Below are 17,329 nucleotides of genomic sequence, written 5' to 3'. Positions count from 1 at the left end.
TCTAACGGCAATCTGTAGAGGAACGATAACAATGAGCGGCTACCTCCCGCGAGTAGAACTTGCACCCACCGGGCTGGATATTGGCCTCAGTGAGACAGAGCGTGCGGTGCAGAACAATGTGCGCCGCTTCGCCGAGAAGGTGCTACGCCCGGTGGGCCAGCGCCTGGACAAACTCAGCCCCGAGCAGGTAGTCGCCGCAGACTCACCGTTGTGGCAAGTGTTTGCCCAGTTCGCCGAGTTGGGCCTGAGTCTGAATGACATCTTCGCCCTGGAGCCAGAAGAGCAGGCGTCGATGATGAGCCTGGTATTTGAAGAGCTGGGTTGGGGCGATGGCGGTCTTGCGGTTTCGCTGGGCGCTGCCATGTTGCCCGCGATGGTCATGCACATGCTGGGCCGTGAGGATTTACTCGAACGTTATGCCGATCGCCCAATGGGTTGCTGGGGCATCACTGAGCCGGACCACGGCAGCGACATGCTCGACTGCAGCGGTCATTCCCGCCAGCCGGGCGTGGGCGTGGGCCGGCTGAATTGCTACGCACGTTTTGACGGCGACCAAATCATCATCAACGGGCAGAAGGCCGCCTGGGTGTCCAACGGGCCCATTGCTCAGCTCTGCGTGTTGTTCTGTGGCCTGGAAGATGGCTCGGGCGCGGATAAACGCTGCGTCGTACTGGTGCCGATGGATGCGCTGGGCGTCAGCCGTGGCCAGCCGCTGGACAAGCTGGGCCAGCGGGCTCTGCCACAAGGCGAGGTGTACTTCGATGAGGTCTGCGTGCCGCGTGATCATCTGCTGGCAGGCCCTGAAGATTACGTGCGCGCCGAGCAGGGCATCCTCACCGAGGCCAATGCGCTGATGGGGACGATCTGGACCGGCGCTGCCCGGGCTGCTTACGAGATGGCCCATGACTATGCGCATGAGCGCAAGCAGGGCGGGGTGCCAATCATCCAGCACCAGAATGTGCGCTATCGGCTGTTCCACATGTTTGCCCGTGTTGAGGCCTCGCGCGCATTGGCCCGTCGCGCTATCCGCTTCAACTGCGTGGCACCAGCTCCAGCGCTGCAGGGCTCTATTGCCGCCAAGATCACCGCTACCCAGACCGCCTTTGATGTGGCGTCCATGGCCATCCAGATGCACGGCGGTAACGGCCTTACCCGCGAATATCCAGTGGAGAAATTGTTGCGCGATGCCCGCGCCTCGATGATCGAGGACGGCTGCAACGAAATGCTTGCCATCAAGGGCGGCACCCTGATCTCCAGAATTTGAGGGTTTATCGATGAAGATGAATGCATATGTAGCTGGCGTGGGCATGGTCCCGTTTGGCAAACACTTGGACAAGACCCTGAAGAGTCTCGCTGGCCAGGCCATTGAGCTGGCGCTCAACGATGCAGGCCTCGACAAACGCCAGTTGCAGGCAGCGTGGATGGGCAATGCCGCCGCGGGTGTGGTCACCGGTCAGGAAATGATCCGTGGTCAAGTGGTGCTCCGCAGCATGGGGATTGGCAGGATTCCGGTGGTCAACGTAGAGAATGCATGCGCCTCATCCTCGACTGCATTCCAACAAGCATGCGCCATGGTCAGCGCGGGTTATTACGACATTGTGCTGGCCTGCGGCTACGAGAAACTGTTTCACCAGGACAAGGCGCGCAGCTTGGGGGCTTTCTCCAGTGCAGTAGATGTGGAAGACCCGGAGGGCGAGCTAAACGTGGTGAAGAAGCTGGCCGAGGCCGCTGGCGAGCCGTTTGACGCAGCCGGTGCTGGCCAGAGTCGCTCGGTGTTTATGGACATCTACGCGATGATGGCCAAGAAGCACATGAAACTCTACGGCACCACCATCGAGCAGTACGCCATGGTCGCGTCGAAGAACTCTTATCACGGCAGTCTCAATGCCCGCGCCCAGTTCCGCGATGTGCTGACGGTCGAGCAGGTGCTCGGCGCGCGGCCGATTATTGACCCGCTGACCTTGCCTATGTGTTCGCCAATCGGTGACGGCGCCGCAGCGGTGATTCTGGTCAGCGAGCGCAAGGCGCGACAGCTGGGTCTGCGTAACCCAGTACGGGTTGCGGCTTCGGAGCTGGTTTCGGGGTGGGACTTCGAACATGCCGAGGACAGCGTCGGCGCATACGCCGCGGGCCTGGCGTATGAAGCGGCAGGTATTGGCCCGCAGGACTTGTCCTGCGTTGAGTTGCACGACGCCTCGGCGCCTTCGGAGATTCAGGCTTACGAATACCTTGGGCTGTGTTCGCGAGGCGAGGGCGGGGCGCTGGTCGAGTCCGGTGCTACCCGTTTGGGCGGGCGCATCCCAGTCAATACCTCTGGCGGCCTGCTGCGCAAGGGCCATCCAGTCGGCGCCAGCGGCTGTGCGCAGATAGTCGAACTGACGGAGCAGCTGCAAGGCCGTGCTGGTGCTCGCCAAGTGCACGGTGCCCGTGTTGGCCTGGCGCACAACGGCGGCGGTGCAATCGGCCTGGATGCAGCGGCCACTGTGGTCAGCGTGTTGGTGCAGGAGGCGTTGACGTGAGCCAGTACAGTGACTTCAACCTGGCCGGGCTGATCGGCAACCGTGCGTTGCGTCAGCCGGAATTCCCGGTACTCACCGTGGAGAATGGCGCCAACAGTCCTTTGCAGACCCGTACCTATGCCCAGCTCTGGCGTAACGGCCACAGCATGGCCTGGGGCTTGAGTCAGCTGGGCCTCAAGCCCGGCGATTGCTTCGCCCTGCTGATGCCCAACCATGCAGAATTTGTCGACGCCATGCTGGCGGCAGCCATTACCGGCACGGTGTTCGTGCCCATCGACCCAAGGGCGCGGGGTGACAAGCTGGCGTTCTTCCTCAATAACGCCCGTTGCAAGGGTGTGATCGCCGCCGACTATGCGCTGGACAACCTGCTGGCCGTGCGTGAGCAGTTGCAGCAGCCAATCTGGATAGTTGCCCTGGCCACTGACGATGGCACCGCCGATACCGCAGAACAAAGTCTGGCGTATGCCGAGGTCTTTGCCAGCGACACCCGCGAGCATCCCTTGGTGGCGCTGAATGACGCCTCGCCGATGCAGTTGATCTTCACCTCGGGCACCACTGGCGATCCTAAAGGCATCGTCATGACCCATCGGCGTTACTGCGAGACCGCACTGATTACCGACCGGGTGTTTGGTTACCGGGCAGACGACCGGCCTTATTCGGGCCTCTCGTTGACCCACGCCAATGCCCAATTGGTAACGCTTGGTGCTGCGCTGGCGCTGGGTATGGCCTGTGTATTGTCACGCAAGTTCAGCAAGTCGCGGCTGTGGGATATCTGCCGGACGTATGGCTGCACCAGTTTCACACTGCTCGGCGGCATGACCACTGCTGTTTATGCCGAGCCGACGCGCCCGGATGATCGTGATAATCCGGTGCGGTTTGTGGTTTCCGCCGGCATGCCACAGGCGATCTGGAGCAACTTTGAGCGCCGTTTCGATGTGCAGATACTGGAGTTTTACGGCGCTGCCGAGGGCGGATTGACCATTAAACCGATTGGGGTTGGACCCACTGGCAGTATCGGCAAGCCAGCGCCCAATCTTCGCCACCGCATCGTCGATGAGAACGGTAACGACTGCGCCCCTGGCCAGCCCGGTGAGTTGCTGTTCCAACCGGTCGATGGCAGCCCTTACAAGGTCGAGTACTTCGCCAATCCCGAAGCCTCAGCGAAGAAATGCGCCAATGGCTGGTTGCACATGGGGGACGTGGTGCTCGCCGACGCAGACGGTTGGTTGTTCTTCCAGTATCGCAAGGGCAGCGGTATCCGCCGTAACGGCGACTTCATCAATAGCACCTTTATCGAGAAGGCCATCGCCGAGTGCCCGCAGGTTGACGACGTGTATGTCTACGGCATCCCCGCCAGCAATGGCGTGCCGGGTGAGAAGGATGTGGTTGCGGCTGTGGTGCCCAAAGACGCCGCCAACTTTGATGCCCAGCAGATATTTCGCGCCTGCCGCCAGCAACTTGAAGCCAACTTTGTGCCCAGCTTGCTGCAGGTGCTGGCGCAGATTCCCAAGACCGCTTCGGAAAAACCGCAGGAGCGTTTCCTGCTCGAAGCCCTGAACAACGACACGGCCAGCGTTCACCGCGAAGCACGCTGATCCGAACCCCGAACAACAAGAGGACAATTGTCATGACTCAAGCACGCAACGTACTGGTTTATGGTGCAAGCGGTTATACCGGCAAACTGGTGGCTGAATCCCTGGCCCAGCGTAAAATGCCTTTTTATATGGCCGGGCGTACCCTGGACCGTCTGCAGAACGCTCTGGCGGTGGTCGAGGAGCGCCACGGGCAGAAGGTCGACGCTGAACTGGTGATCGTCAACCACAACCTTGGCGAACTGGTCGAGCTGCTCCAACGCCTGGAGATCAAGGTATTGATCAACAACGTCGGGCCGTTCATGCAACTCGGCTGGCCAGTGGTTGAAGCCTGCCTGGAAGCGGGGGTGCATTATCTGGACACCACTGGCGAGCAGGACTGGACCGCCGCCATCGGCGACAAGTACGGCGCTGCTTTTGCCGCCAAGAAATTGCTGCTGTGCCCCGCAAACTCTTTCATGTGGGCCGCCGGTGCGCTGGCCGCAGAAGTGGTGCTGGAAACTCCGGGGATCGACAGCCTGGACATCTGCTACCAGATTGACAACGGCCTGCCATCCGAGGCGTCGACTAAGTCTTTCCTGCGCATGGTGTGCAACGACGTGTCGCAGTATTACCTCGAACAGAACCAGCTCAAGGCCTGGCCCAATGATGTGGCCTACAAGGTGTTTGTGCCTTATCGCAACGCTCAGCTCAGCGCCCATCCGTGGGGCGGTGCGTGTGAGCCGATCTGGTTCAAAGATGATCCGCGCGTGCTCAACTGCAAGGTGCTGACCGCCATGGGCGAGCACCTCATCGACCCGGTAATGCAGGCTATTCGTGCCTTTAACGAGCTGGCGCCGGGTATGACTCAGGAGCAGCGCGAGGCATTGACCAACCAGATGGGCGCACAGATGGATCAGGGTGAGCCGCCCAAGGATGATCTTGATGTGCAGCGTGGCGTGATCGTGGTGCACGGCCAGGGTCGCCAGATCACCTCTACCTATGTGATGAATTTGTCCGCCGCCTACACATGGACTGGCGACATCTGTGCCGAAGGCGCAGAGCGCCTGTTAAGCGGCAAGCTGAAAAATGTTGGTTTCCAATCGCCAGCCATGGCATTCGGCCACCGTGAGCTGATCGACCGTTTCCACGAGCGCGGCTTTTGCAGTGCGCTGCCGGCGCGCTGTCAGGGGGATGCGCAATGACCAACTATCTGGACCAGACCCGTCTGGATGGCAAGGTTGCTTTGATCAGTGGCGCCGCCCGCGGTCTCGGCGCAGAAATCGCCGAAGCGCTGTTACAGGCCGGTGCATGTGTGATGCTCAGTGATGTACTGAGTGAGCTGGGGGCGCAGACTGCAGCACGTCTGGCCGCAGCGCATGACGGTCGGGCTGCATTTTATTGTCACGACGTGACCTGCGAAGCGGACTGGATCGAAGCGATTGATATCACTGTCGAGCAATTCGGTGGCCTCGATATCTTGGTCAATAACGCCGGCATCGAGACCGCTGCACTGGTCGCCGAGTGTGAGCTGGCCGATTTCCAGCGGACTATGGCGATCAACGTAGATGGTGTGTTCCTCGGCATCAAGCACGCTTTACGCGCCATGCGTCCGGGTGGCGCCAGTGGGCGCGGCGGTTCCATCATCAACCTGTCGTCGGTTGCCGGTCTGGTTGGCATGCCGAGCCTGACAGCTTACTGCACCGCTAAGGGGGCGGTACGTCTGATGACCAAGGCTACTGCCATCGAGGCGGCCAAGCTCGGTTACGACGTACGTATCAATTCCATTCACCCGGCAATTATCAAAACCGAAATGGGCGCCAATGTAGTCAACAATCTGGTCAAGGTTGGCTTGGCTGCGGATCTGGCCAGCGCTGACGCTTTTGTCGAGTCGCTGCATCCGCTGGGTTACGGCCAGCCGCGGGATGTGGCCTCGGCGGTGCTGTTCCTCGCCAGCCCCGCTGCGGCCTGGATGACGGGCTCTGAATTGGTGCTCGATGGTGGCGCAACTGCCTGCTGAGGAGGAACGTTATGTCAGCGCAACGGCTGTTTTTCATCAGCGCCGCATTGTTCAACATCGCGGTTGGCGTGGGCCTGATTGTGGCCATGCCTCTGGTCGAGAAACTCTTGGGCCTTACGCCGGTCACGGCCAGCGACAAAGTGTTCATCGACCTGTTTGCAGTGCTGGTGATCACATTTGGCGTCGCCTACTGGAAGTTGGCCGAAGACTTCAATCAGTACCGTCACTTCGCCTTGTGGGGCGCCTGGGCCAAGCTGGCGGTAGTGGTTGTAGTTCTGAGGCATTTTATTGCTGGCCATATTGGCTGGCCGCTGCTGGCATTGTCCGGCGGTGATCTGTTCTATGCGCTGGTTTTTCTCGCGCTTCTGCGCAACACCAGACCAACCGGTGCTCAAGGAGCCTTGCAATGAACAAGACCGTAACTGTTTATGGGGCAACTGGGGTGGCCGGTAGCGCCTGTGTTGATGAGCTGATTGATCAGGGTTTGTTTAACATTCAGGTGTTGTTGCGTCAGGGCCAGGATCGTGACCGCTCGACCCTCGGGGCCCGTGCTCAGAGCGACAAGCAAGCGCTCTACGAACGTTGGCAAGCCAGTGGGGTAAAGCTGATCGAGGCCGATGTGGCTTCGCATGTCTCGCTGATTCCGGCGCTGAAGGGCACCGATTATCTGGTGTCCTGTGCGCCGTATGCGGCCACCGAAAGCCAGTACGCGCTTATCTATGCGGCGCGTGAGGCCGGGGTGGAGCGTTTCGTACCGTCCGAGTTCGGCTTTATCTACGAGTGGGAGCAGTTTTGGCCGATGGACACCGAGCACCGCGCCATTGCCCGGCAGAAGGCATTTATACGACGGGTGATCGAGTTGGCCGGTCTGGACTACACGATCATTCCGGCTGGCCTGTGGATCGAGTACTACATGCTCGAGCCGGTGGCTGTGATGGGTGATGGCAACAACAAATTTGCCTGGTCCAGTGGCGGTGATGTTGGTCGCATCATTCCCCATGTGCTGGCCCATCCGGCATCGCGCAACGCCATCTGCCCGGTGGCAGCTACAGCTTACTGCAGTTGGAACGAGCTGCTTGAAACCCGTGAGTTGCTGCTAGGGCGCAAGGTGGCGCGCAACTACCTGGGCGCCGAGCAATGGCAGGCCGCTTACTCAAACCAACCGCCGGGCCCGGTGAAGACAGTGATGGCCATCGGTGTGGCCGCCACCCAGTGTCCTGAGGGCATGCCGCTGTGGGCAAACTGGAACGGTCTGCATTTGCCAGAGTTCAAAGGCACACCACTGCAAGAGCTATTCCCTAACTACATTGAGCCTTTTACGGCCGCGATGCAGGCGAGCCTGAACCCTCTATCCGGAGTAACGAAATGAACCGACTGAGCAATTGCGTCTGCCTGGTAACAGGTGCGGCCGCAGGTATTGGCCTGGCCACCGCTGAACGTCTGCTGCAAGAGGGCGCGCTGGTGCTGCTCACCGACCTCGACGCCGATGCTGGCCAAACACAGGTCGAGCGCTTGCGGGGTGAGGGCTTGAATGCACATTTCCTGCAGCAGGATGCTGCATGCGAGGAAGCCTGGCAGCGCACCATGGGCCATGTGCGCGAGCAGTGGAACGTGCTTGACGTGCTGGTCAATAACGCGGGAATCGCCATCCTTGCAGATGTTGAAAATCTGACTCTGGCGCAGTGGCGCAAGAGTAACGCGGTAAATCTCGACGGTGTGTTTCTCGGCACCCAGCAAGCCATTGCCATGATGAAGGGGCGGGGTGGTTCGATTATCAACATTGCCTCCATCGAAGGCTTTATCGGTGAGCCGATGGTGCCGTCCTATAACGCAGGCAAGGGTGGTGTGCGCATGTTTACCAAAGCAGCTGCTGCGCATTGTGCGCGCAAAGGCTACAACATCCGCATCAACAATGTCTGTCCGGGTTATGTCGCCACGCCGATGATTAGTGGCGGCATGCTGGGGTTACCGGCCGAGCAAGCACAGGCCTTCCAAAGTTATCTGGGCGATCGAATTCCCATGGGGCGTTTGGCCGAACCAGCGGAAATCGCTGGGGCCGTCGCCTTTCTCGCCAGCGCCGACGCCAGTTATGTGACCGGTAGCGACCTGGTGGTGGATGGTGGCTATCTGGCGCAGTGAGCGACCAAGCGTTTGTCTCTGCAGCACCGTTTAGCGATTACCGCTAAACACAACCAATACAGCTGACGGGTCCCGTCAAGTGCAAATGGATGGTCAAGTGGCGGCCAATTTCGCAGTCCGTTTACACAGTGCGGATTGACGCTTCTACTGCGAATGAGCAGCTAATAAAAAAGGCCTGACACCGATGCGGTGCCAGGCCTTTTGCGTACGCTTATGCCTGCTTCAGTGGCGGCGTGCGGGGCGGGATTTTGCGTTTGTTGCCGGTGGACTCGAAAGCCGCGGCAAAGCGCAGCAGTGCTGAGTCGTCGTAGGCGCGGCCGGCGAATGTCAGGCCGACGGGCATGCCGATGTCCTGCATGATGCCCATCGGCACGGTGACCGTTGGCACGCCTTGATGGCGAATGGCGAGGTTGCCATTGGCGACCCAGACACCATTGCTCCAGGCAATATCGGCAGACTGCGGATTAACATCGGCATCGGCCGGGCCAACATCGGCTACGGTCGGGAACAACACAGCGTCGAGCTTTTGGGTGTCCATCCACTGTTCGAGATCGACGCGGCGAATTTCTTCCAGCCCGCGCAAGCCGTCGGGCAGGGTCGGTATCTGATCCCATGGCGTCAGGCCGCGCTTGGCCATGTTGACGTATTCATCCATGCCCGCGGCCAAATCGCCTTCACGGTTGGGCAGGGTGCCGGGATCGTGCGGGAAAATTTTTGGCCCGTCGACGTCAGCCAGGCGATTGAGTTTTGGGTCGCCGTTGGCTTGCAGGAAGTCATCAAACGCCCAGCCCGACAAGTCCCATAATTCGTGGTGCAAAAATTCCTTCGAGACCAGCCCGCGCGTGAACACGGTAGGTGCGCCGGGTCGATCGCCTTCGCAGTTGGATACCAGCGGAAAGTCCACCTCGATAACTTCGGCGCCCGCGGCCTCGAGGGCTTTACGCGCTTGCTGCCAAAGCTCGATAACCGTGTCGCGGCTGTTGATGCGCTGGCCGGTAGGGCCGCCAATGCCCGGCGCTTCGCTGGTGCCGGCTTCGGGATCGGCGTTGATGAACATGCGCGGCACGCCAAAGCGCTTGCCGGCAAAGACTTCGCTGCCCGCTGCAAGGTTAAGATAGGACTCGGGGCGAACTTCACTGGCTTTGGGAATCGGCACCCACGGCTGCATGCGCCACAGGTCGCCGCGGGTATCCGGATCATCGGCTACGACGATGTCGAGCACTTCGAGCAGATCGGCCATGGTCCGTGCGTAAGGCACGACGACGTCCATGGTTGGTGTTAACGGCCAGTTGCCACGCACCGAAATAACCCCGCGCGACGGGGTGTAAGCGCACAAGCCGTTGTTGGAGGCTGGGCCGCGTCCACTCGACCAGGTCTCTTCTGCCAGGCCAAACGCGGCAAAGCTTGCTGCCGTGGCGGTGCCGGCGCCGTTGGATGAGCCGGACGCGAAGGGCGCAGTCAGGTAGTCGGCGTTGTACGGGCTTTCGGCACGGCCATACACGCCGCGCTGCATCCCGCCATTGGCCATCGGCGGCATGTTGGTTTTACCCAGGCAAATCGCACCCGCGCCGCGCAGGCGTTCAACGGTGAATGCATCGCGGTGAGCCACCAGATCAGCAAACGCCGGGCTGCCGGAAGCAGCAGTGAGGCCTTTGACCAGATAGCTGTCTTTGGCGGTGTAAGGGATTCCGTCAAGCGGGCCGAGGGTCTCGCCTCGGGCGCGACGGGCATCGGAGGCTTGCGCCTCGCTCAGCGCATCCGGGTTACGCACCACGACGGCATTCAGTGCGGTGGCGGTGTCTGGCGTGTCGTAGGCATCGATGCGATCAAGGTAGGCCTGTACCAGTTCGACAGCGGTGGTTTTACCGGATTCGAGGGCTGCACGAAGTTCGGCAATGGACACTTCGGTAACTTCAATACTCATTTGTGTTCTCGTTTTATTGCTTTGTATGGCGAGGCCCAGGCTGATCTGAATTGGCCTGCGCGCCTGTAACGCTATTAAACACCATGCGGGCGTCAGAGTAATCGGCCAATGCGACCTGCAGTTAAACCTTGAGGTTAATCAGGTGAGCTTGTCGGCTAAACGGCGCAGGCTAGACTCAATTAGCCTCATGGGAAAGGTGATCACGACGCTGGGTCTTTGACGCGAGTGAAAGCCTTAATTGCTGGATTTAGTCTTCTCAATAATGGGCGGTGGTGTATGGCGCTGGTTCTGTTTGGTCATCCCTTTTCGTCCTACACGCAAAAAGCGTTGATCGCGCTGTATGAGAACAACATCGCGTTCGAGTTCCGCTGTGTAGGCCCCGATAAACCGGAGTTCACTGCCGAGTGGTTGCGGCTGTGGACGCTGCGCAAGTTCCCGGTGCTACTGGATGGCCAGCGCAGCGTCAGCGAGACCAGCATCATCATCGAATACCTGCAAATTGCCCACCCGGGACCGGTGCAGTTGATTCCGCAAGAGCCTCTGGCGGCACTGGATGTACGCTTTCTCGACCGGTTCTTCGACTTGCACGTCATGAGCCAGATGCAACTGGCGGTCGACGGGGCGCTGAGCGGCGATGCGCAAAAGCGCAAGGACGGCATGGCGGCTGCGGTGGACAAGCTGGAGCTGGCTTACGCGTGGTTGGAAGGGGCGCTGCAAGGCAGGCAGTGGGCGGCGGATGATGACTTTACCCTGGCCGATTGCGCCGCTGCCCCGTCGCTGTTTTATGCCGACTGGACCTATCCGATCGCCGCTAAGTACCCCGTTTTGCGCGCCTATCGTTCGCGGCTGCTGGCTCGGCCATCATTTGCCCGCGCGGTTGATGAGGCGCGACAGTTCAGGCAGTTGTTCCCACTGGGCGCGCCTGATCGGGACTGAGGCACGGCTAATCATTTTTGCGCAATAAATTCGCCAGAGGGTATTGGTCGGGCATGGCGGCTATCCTATAGTTAGCAGACTATTTATTGCTTCCCTAGCAGATTAACTTCTGCGACTTTTATCGAGATGTTAATGACTGCCAGCAGGGCTGCGCTTTCAAACCCAAGCCAACCGTTTAAAGGGATCTTACTGATCCTGCTGGCCACATTTTTGTTCGCCAGCCACGACGCGTTATCGAAATATCTTTCCGGCTTTTATCCGGTGGTGATGGTGGTTTGGGCGCGCTATGTGGTGCACACCCTGTTGATGGCCGGAATCTTCCTGCCCCAGTCTGGTTTGCGTGTATTACGCAGTAATCGCCCCGGCTTGCAGGCGTTGCGTGCGGGTTGCTTGTTGGGCACCAGCTTTTTCTTTACCAGCAGCCTGCTGTTTATTCCCCTGGCTGAAGCCACCGCCGTTAACTTTCTGGCACCGCTGCTGGTGACTGCACTGTCGGTGCCGCTGCTGGGTGAGTCAGTCAGCCGGCGGCAGTGGATTGCGGTATTGGTCGGTTTTGTCGGGGTGCTGATCATCGTGCACCCGGGCGGCGAGTTGTTTAAGCCAGCCATCCTGCTGCCGTTCTGTTCGGCGATGTGTTTCAGTTGCTACCAGATCCTCACGCGCATCCTCAGCAAATACGATTCGCCGACCACCAGCAATTTCTTTGCTGGTCTGTTCAATACTTTGCTGGTGAGCTCGATCGTGCCGTTCTTCTGGCAGGTTCCCAGCCTGACCCACGGCTTGTTGATGCTGGCCTTGGGCACCTGCGGGATGACGGCGCATCTGTTCCTGACACAGGCGTTTCGCAGCGCGCCACCGGCTTTGCTGGCGCCATTCGGCTACTGTCAGATCGTCTTCGCCGGTTTGCTCGGTTTCGTGGTATTTGCACACACGCCAGACCTCAGCACCTTGATCGGGATTGTGGTGATTTGTCTGAGTGGTCTGGCAGCGGCTTGGGAGCAGGGTCGACGCTAGGGCAACAGCACAGGCCTGAAATTTTGCGCGTGATTCGTTGCACAGCTGGCTGGTGATTTGCCCTGCAGATGCGCCATGCTGCAAGAAACGACTCACATCAACAGGCTTGAAGGTAATGGAATGAAGGTCGAACTTGCGCAACTCGCGGGCCGAGACGGTGACACCGCAGTCAATCTGCAGCGTGCTCTAGAGGTGATCGCCACATGCAGCGCCGATACCCAACTCATCGTCTTCCCGGAAACCTATCTGATGGGTTTTCCTTCTGCTAGCAGTGTCGGGACCGTTTCCGAGCCGCTCGACGGCCCGGCAATGAGCGCCGTGCAACAGGCCGTTCGCGAACGCGGGGTCGCCGTGGTGATTGGCCTGGCTGAGGCCGACGCTGGGCGTTTCTACAACACCGTCGTGCTGATGACACCTGAAGGCGTGGCGTTGCGTTATCGCAAAACCCATATGTGGGCGACGGACGTGGGTGTTTTCAGTCCGGGTGATCGCTTCGCAACCTGCGAATGGCAGGGCGTGAGGATTGGCCTGTTGATCTGCTACGACATTGAATTCCCCGAGTCCGCCCGCGCGCTCGGCCAGCTTGGCGCAGAGTTGTTGATTGTCTGCGACGGTAATATGGACCCTTATGGGCCGGTGCACCGCACTGCAATAATGGCCCGCGCGCAGGAGAACCAGGCATTCGCGGTGATGGTCAATCGAGTTGGCTCGGGCGCTGGCGGGCTGGTATTTGCCGGGGGCAGTTCCTGCGTCAGCCCGTTCGGCACTATGCTCTGCGAAGCAGGGCGTGATGAGTGTCGGCTGACGGTGGATATTGATATGAGTCAGCGGCTGGAGGCGCTGTGCGACTATCGCTATCTCGATGCGCGACGGCTACAGCTGCCCGGTGAAATCGTTGAACATGCCAGTGGCCTGCGCGAGTTAATCATTCCGGCCCAGTAAGCAGTGCTTGGCTATCGCGCAGTCCAGGACCTAATGTTGAGTTGCGTCGTTTCAGGGTAAATCAATGACCACAACAACAGAGTCACCCGGCGAAGAGTCACGAGCAGCCAAGGCTGCGCCGGTTTCGCGTAAACGTCCTCCAGTTATCACCGTTGTTGTGGTCTTCAGCATTGTCGGCCTGTTGCATGCGTATATGGGCTGGCGATTGATTCCGGGTCTGCAATTGAGCCTTGCCTGCAATGCAGCGCTGATTGTGCTGCTTGCGCTCTCAACCTTGTTGATTCCCATGTCTCTGCTGGTGCCATTTCTGGCCGGAAAACTCTCCAAACGCACCGCTTCGGTTCTGGCCTGGGCCGGGCTGCTGGCGATGGGGTGCTTCTCGTCCATGTTGATTCTGACACTGCTGCGCGATGCGCTGTTGCTGAGTCTGTGGTGGTTTTTGGGTGTTGATACTTACCTATGGCTATTTCACACCACTGCCGTGTTGGTGGTTGGGGTAAGCCTGCTGCTCACGCTGGTGGGTTATTACAATGCGCGGCGCACTCCGCGCACGGTTCATGTGCAGATACCAATCAGCAATCTGCCGCCCGCGTTGGTCGGTTTTCGCATCGCGCAGATCAGTGATATTCACGTTGGCCCGACCATCAAACGCGAGTTTTTGCAGCGCATCATCGAGCGCGTCAATACCCTCGATGCGCATGTCGTTGCGATAACCGGCGATTTGGTCGATGGCTCTGTATCCGAATTGGCCGAACATACCGAAGGGCTCAGGGATTTGCGCTCGGTCTATGGCAGTTACTTTGTGACCGGCAACCACGAATATTATTCCGGTGCGGATGCCTGGATTGCTGAGCTGCGCCGTTTGGGTGTGAACGTTCTGCACAATCAGCACTGTGTCATCCAGCACGACAATTCGCGGCTGTTATTGGCGGGAGTCAGCGACTATTCAGGGCATCACTTCGGCGAGCATCATCGCAGTGACCCACACGCTGCACTGATTGGTGCGCCCGTGCATTTGCCGAAAGTCTTGCTGGCCCATCAACCGCGCTCAGCCGCTGCCGCACAGAAGGCTGGCTTCGACTTGCAGCTCTCCGGGCATACTCATGGCGGCCAGTTCTTACCTTGGAACTGGTTTGTGCCGCTGCAACAACCCTTTACCGCCGGCCTCAACAAGCTCGGCAATTTATGGGTGTATACCAGTCGCGGCACAGGTTATTGGGGGCCGCCGAAACGTTTGGGCGCTCCGGCGGAAATCACTCTGATCAGCCTGGTGGCGGCTTAAGCCACAACCGGGATAAGCGGGTCGGCAGCAGCCAGCGCTTCAGCACGGTTGGCAACAGGCGGATAGATCCACTCGCTGTTGATGGTTTTCTTCAGGCTTTTTGCCTCATCCTTTACCAACTTCACTTCACGCTCCCAGCCTTCGGTGTAAACCGCGCCCCACGCGCCAAGGTCGAGGCAGGTGACGTACTTGGGCTGGCTATACGTTACCGGGTCGATGCCAAGCAGGCTTGCTGCGGCATTGTTGCCAGCATGACGGCCCAACGAAATAGCATGTTGGCAGGTCATCAGCGCGTAATTTCCCGCCTCATCGACCGGCGCGTACGCCACATCGCCCGTCGCAAAGATTTCGTTGTGGCCAATCACTTGCAAGTCCCGCTCAACATGCAGGCGGCCATTACGGTCCTGCTCAGCCGGAATTTGCGCGGTGAGCGAGCTGGCTTTAACACCGGCAGTCCAAACCACCGTATTGGCTTCTATGCGTTGGCCATCCGTGAGGGTGACGCCGTCTGCATCAATTGCTGCGACACTGTTGTTCAAGCGCCACTCAACACCAAGCTCGGCAGAAGCTTCGGCGATCAGATGACGTGGACCATCGCCCATTGCGCCGCCAATCTCGTTGCCACGATCAACCACCACCACATTCACTGGTGTGTCGTTGCCGAGCGCCTCACGCAGCATGGCCGGCAATTCGGCCGCTGTTTCGATGCCGGTGAATCCGCCGCCTGCGATTACCACAGTATTGCGTGCCGGTGTAGCGGGGCGCTCGGCCAGTGATTTGATGTGCGCTTGCAGGGCGCTGGCATGCTCGATTTCGTCGACATCAAAGGCGTGTTCGATACCGGGCAAGTTGGGTCGCGCAACCTTGCTGCCGGTCGCCAGAATCAGCCGGTCATAAGCTTGTGACTTAACCTCGCCGGCTTCATCGACATAGTTCACTTGCCTGGCGTCGCGGTCTATCTGTTGCGCCACGCCTTTGATGAACTTGACCCCGACCGCAGAAAACAATTCATCCAGCGGCGCCATCATCGTGTGCACCTGCGGCTCATAGAAGCGCGGGCGGATTCGCAATTCTGGCTGGGGCGAAAGCACCACGACATCTATGTTTGTCTTGCCGTGAATATCCAGCAGTCGAGCGGCGCTCAGCGCGCTCCACATTCCGGAAAAACCAGTGCCGACCACGAGAATTGTCTGTTGCATGTCATGTTCCTTTTGCAGAAAAAATTGGGCTGTCGCCAAGTAATAAACCCGATGCATATGGGTGGTAATGCTGATAGGCCAACGCGTGCTGTGCTGCCAATAACTGCGACTATAACGGTCGTAGTTATTTCATGTAAATATTTTGCAGATGAGCGGTATGAGGATTTTTCAGGCTATTTCGTCAGTTTTTATGCGGTTTTCTTGCGGATATAAGGTTGGGGATTGATAATAGTGCGATTGAAATAGTCGGAGATTAACGTGGCTTTATACAGCGCAGGTGTTGAGTACGGGTTGCATTGCCTGTTATTTCTGGTGGATGACAAAGGCGATACGCGTGACTCCAGCGTGCGCACGCTTGCCGAGCTGCAAGGCGTGCCGCAGGAGTTATTGGCCAAAGTGTTCACCAAACTCGCCAAAGCCAATCTGGTCGTGGCGACAGAAGGGGTGCGCGGTGGATTCAGCCTGGCTCGACCGGCAGATGAAATAACCGTGCTGGATGTGGTGAGGGCGGTGGACGGCGCTAAGTCGATCTTTGAATGCCGCGAAGTCAGAGGCCGTTGCGCTGTGTTCGATGGCAACACGCCAGACTGGGCGTTAGAAGGGACGTGCTCGATTCATGCAGTGATGCTCACTGCGCAGAAACGCATGGAAGATGCATTGGCCCAGCAAACCCTGCTTGATCTGTCGCGGCGGGTATCGCGCAAGTTGCCCGCGCAATTCAACGAGCAAGTTATACGCTGGATCGATGCGAAGCGCGGTTGAGTTGAATCCGCTACGGGTTCAATTGGCGTGCAGATGTTTACCCAGCAGCATGGCGCGCATGTCGCCTTTGCAGCGCAGGCTGATAGTCAGCAGGTAAGCGGATAAGAACAATCCGCCGCCAAAAAATGCGCAAAGCCCCAGCATCATGCCTACAGGCGAGAATTTGTTCCGCCAGGCCACCCAAAGGGCGGAGAGGACCAGCAGGCACATAAAATCGAAGTTGAACTGGCCGGGCCAGGTCAGCGCTGCCATGTCGCCGAAAAATATCGGCATAAAGTCTGAACCGTGTTTCTGCGTGACTACTGCGGCGTAGCCGAAAATGGATACGAAAATCAGCACGAGTAAACCGCGAAAAGCTGCCATTTGAATATCCTGAGCCAAGGTTATAGCGTCGTAGTCTAGCTGCTCAAGGTACGTTTAAACTTACTGGAAGCACGATTAACGCCTGAGCCGAGTGGGCTGAACAATTTTATCTGGTGATTGCATACGTCCGCCGCCGCGCCCAAGTAGTCTCGCCTTTGCCCAAGCAATTTCTACGAAAATCCAACCTACATGCAGTCTGCGATTGGTCTAATCTTCCCGCAAATGAAGCGTTTACGCGACTAAGGGGAAGTCATGCTGAAGTTCATCAAGACCACAGCATTGGGTGGTTTGCTGTTTATTCTGCCGCTGCTGTTAATCGGCTTATTGATCGAGAAAGCCATTCATTTATTGCAGGGGCCGATTCACAAGCTACTGCCGGTATTCGAGCAGCACGCGGTTGCCGGTATCACCCTGTTCACCCTTGCAGCGTGTTTGGTGCTGGAGTCTCACGAATATTGGTCTTCGGTGTTCATTCCGGACGGCGGGCCGGCGGGTTGTTCGGCCGGTGCGGTGCGGGTTATGCCGACGTCTGAGTTGCGTATTACCGATGTACCGTGGATCAAGGTCTTGGCGTGTTTACGTCACAACGGTGCTGGCGGCCTGGAGCTGGCCAAACCGTATCTGGCTGACATGCAGCCTGTTGCGGGCTAAGTGCCCG

Annotated in this window: 17 protein-coding genes; 14 read left to right on the top strand and 3 right to left on the bottom strand. The window is 58.8% G+C overall.

Going from position 1 to position 17,329, the window contains the following annotated elements:
• Positions 1–31 precede the first annotated feature (31 nt).
• From PMYSY11_RS11760 to PMYSY11_RS11725, 8 genes are read left to right on the top strand one after another with little or no spacing between them, the layout of a single operon-like run.
• Positions 32–1,264, top strand: coding sequence for an acyl-CoA dehydrogenase family protein (locus PMYSY11_RS11760; protein ID WP_150549291.1), 1,233 nt, complete (start codon positions 32–34; stop codon positions 1,262–1,264).
• A gap of 10 nt (positions 1,265–1,274) precedes the next feature.
• A complete protein-coding gene (locus PMYSY11_RS11755; protein ID WP_150549290.1) occupies positions 1,275–2,519 on the top strand; it encodes a thiolase family protein in 1,245 nt (414 codons plus the stop codon).
• Complete coding sequence (locus tag PMYSY11_RS11750) at positions 2,516–4,114, top strand: AMP-binding protein (protein ID WP_150549289.1); 1,599 nt, start codon at positions 2,516–2,518, stop codon at positions 4,112–4,114. The genes PMYSY11_RS11755 and PMYSY11_RS11750 overlap by 4 nt, the downstream gene beginning before the upstream one ends.
• A 32-nt stretch (positions 4,115–4,146) precedes the next feature.
• Entirely contained in the window at positions 4,147–5,295 is a 1,149-nt protein-coding gene (locus PMYSY11_RS11745) for a saccharopine dehydrogenase family protein (protein WP_150549288.1), read from the top strand.
• Positions 5,292–6,110: a glucose 1-dehydrogenase gene (locus PMYSY11_RS11740; RefSeq protein WP_150549287.1), complete on the top strand. Its 819-nt coding sequence runs from the start codon at positions 5,292–5,294 to the stop codon at positions 6,108–6,110. Before PMYSY11_RS11745 ends, PMYSY11_RS11740 begins: the two co-directional genes overlap by 4 nt.
• Before the next feature lie 11 nt (positions 6,111–6,121).
• Entirely contained in the window at positions 6,122–6,520 is a 399-nt protein-coding gene (locus PMYSY11_RS11735) for a hypothetical protein (RefSeq protein WP_150549286.1), read from the top strand.
• Entirely contained in the window at positions 6,517–7,479 is a 963-nt protein-coding gene (locus PMYSY11_RS11730; RefSeq protein WP_150549285.1) for an NmrA family NAD(P)-binding protein, read from the top strand. The genes PMYSY11_RS11735 and PMYSY11_RS11730 overlap by 4 nt, the downstream gene beginning before the upstream one ends.
• The gene (locus PMYSY11_RS11725; protein WP_150549284.1) at positions 7,476–8,249 is read left to right on the top strand and encodes an SDR family oxidoreductase; all 774 of its coding nucleotides are present in this window, start codon (positions 7,476–7,478) and stop codon (positions 8,247–8,249) included. The genes PMYSY11_RS11730 and PMYSY11_RS11725 overlap by 4 nt, the downstream gene beginning before the upstream one ends.
• Positions 8,250–8,460: 211 nt before the next feature.
• On the opposite strand, the gene PMYSY11_RS11720 is transcribed toward PMYSY11_RS11725, so the two are convergent.
• On the bottom strand, positions 8,461–10,173 hold the full coding sequence (locus tag PMYSY11_RS11720) for an amidase (protein ID WP_150549283.1): 1,713 nt from the start codon (positions 10,171–10,173) through the stop codon (positions 8,461–8,463).
• Between the two features lie 276 nt (positions 10,174–10,449).
• Between PMYSY11_RS11720 and PMYSY11_RS11715 the strand changes: the two genes are divergently transcribed.
• The 4 genes from PMYSY11_RS11715 (at position 10,450) to PMYSY11_RS11700 (ending at position 14,347) form a co-directional block, all read left to right on the top strand.
• The gene (locus PMYSY11_RS11715; RefSeq protein WP_150549282.1) at positions 10,450–11,109 is read left to right on the top strand and encodes a glutathione S-transferase family protein; all 660 of its coding nucleotides are present in this window, start codon (positions 10,450–10,452) and stop codon (positions 11,107–11,109) included.
• Positions 11,110–11,241: 132 nt separating this feature from the next.
• Positions 11,242–12,123 (top strand): DMT family transporter, encoded by an 882-nt coding sequence (locus PMYSY11_RS11710; protein ID WP_069900227.1) that lies wholly within the window; start codon positions 11,242–11,244, stop codon positions 12,121–12,123.
• A 120-nt stretch (positions 12,124–12,243) separates the two neighbouring features.
• Positions 12,244–13,065 carry a carbon-nitrogen hydrolase family protein gene (locus tag PMYSY11_RS11705; protein ID WP_150549281.1) on the top strand — a complete coding sequence of 274 codons (822 nt, stop codon included), beginning with the start codon at positions 12,244–12,246 and terminating at the stop codon, positions 13,063–13,065.
• Between the two features lie 64 nt (positions 13,066–13,129).
• Positions 13,130–14,347: a metallophosphoesterase gene (locus PMYSY11_RS11700; protein ID WP_150549280.1), complete on the top strand. Its 1,218-nt coding sequence runs from the start codon at positions 13,130–13,132 to the stop codon at positions 14,345–14,347.
• Here PMYSY11_RS11700 and PMYSY11_RS11695 read toward each other — a convergent pair.
• Positions 14,344–15,546 carry an NAD(P)/FAD-dependent oxidoreductase gene (locus PMYSY11_RS11695; protein ID WP_150549279.1) on the bottom strand — a complete coding sequence of 401 codons (1,203 nt, stop codon included), beginning with the start codon at positions 15,544–15,546 and terminating at the stop codon, positions 14,344–14,346. The two genes, PMYSY11_RS11700 and PMYSY11_RS11695, sit on opposite strands and share 4 nt — an antisense overlap.
• A 258-nt stretch (positions 15,547–15,804) precedes the next feature.
• Between PMYSY11_RS11695 and PMYSY11_RS11690 the strand changes: the two genes are divergently transcribed.
• Positions 15,805–16,308 carry an RrF2 family transcriptional regulator gene (locus tag PMYSY11_RS11690; RefSeq protein WP_069900229.1) on the top strand — a complete coding sequence of 168 codons (504 nt, stop codon included), beginning with the start codon at positions 15,805–15,807 and terminating at the stop codon, positions 16,306–16,308.
• 18 nt (positions 16,309–16,326) lie between these two features.
• Here the strand turns inward: PMYSY11_RS11690 and PMYSY11_RS11685 are convergent, their stop codons facing one another.
• A complete protein-coding gene (locus PMYSY11_RS11685; protein WP_069900230.1) occupies positions 16,327–16,671 on the bottom strand; it encodes a hypothetical protein in 345 nt (114 codons plus the stop codon).
• Between the two features lie 252 nt (positions 16,672–16,923).
• On the opposite strand from PMYSY11_RS11685, the gene PMYSY11_RS11680 reads away from it, so the two are divergent.
• Complete coding sequence (locus tag PMYSY11_RS11680; RefSeq protein ID WP_150549278.1) at positions 16,924–17,322, top strand: hypothetical protein; 399 nt, start codon at positions 16,924–16,926, stop codon at positions 17,320–17,322.
• Positions 17,323–17,329 lie beyond the last annotated feature (7 nt).

The sequence above is a fragment of the Pseudomonas marincola genome, assembly GCF_900682675.2.
Lineage (GTDB): Bacteria > Pseudomonadota > Gammaproteobacteria > Pseudomonadales > Pseudomonadaceae > Aquipseudomonas > Aquipseudomonas marincola.
Note: the sequence above shows the minus strand (reverse complement) of the source record. Positions and strands in the feature narration are given on the sequence as shown.